Here is a 503-nt window from a genome sequence, read left to right on the forward strand (position 1 = left end):
GTGGGGTATATATTATCAATACTTTTTTCCCCCATATTCGTCAAAGCGATTTTCTCGCCTATTTCCAGTGTCCCCTTGCCCCTCTTACTCGGCATATATTATAAATACTTTTTTCCCTATTTTTCGACTTTATGATAGCTCGGCTGGACAGGCCTTTTCAAGTCCTCCAGCCGAGCTATTTTCTTTTGTGCTGCAGGAGGAAGGTCAACGCACGCAGGGCCTCATTTCCTCCGGTACAGGCCCCAGGGGCCGGGTGTGGTAAAAAACTACCTCCCAATAGCCACTCCGGCCATTTAGATTTAACTTCCGCTTCATCATTATGTTTTCGTCTTTATTTTTCTCCCACCATTCGCTGTATTGAATCATGTCCTCAAACTCCAGGTCGCAGCTCACCCGAATCCCTACTTTACCAATCAGCCAGTCCCCGCCGGTCTTATCCCGAAGTAGTTCTCTCCTGATCTGCTTCCTGGCCTGCTCCTCGGTAAACTCCATTGAATAGGGAC

The 503-nt window shown here is 47.7% G+C and carries 1 protein-coding gene; it reads right to left on the reverse strand.

What is annotated here, in order from left to right:
* Positions 1-204: 204 nt before the first annotated feature.
* A partial coding sequence (locus tag RX395_RS09965) for a hypothetical protein (protein ID WP_316367335.1) occupies positions 205-503 on the reverse strand: 299 nt, incomplete at its 5' end.

Source organism: Collinsella aerofaciens (assembly GCF_032584215.1).
GTDB lineage: Bacteria > Actinomycetota > Coriobacteriia > Coriobacteriales > Coriobacteriaceae > Collinsella.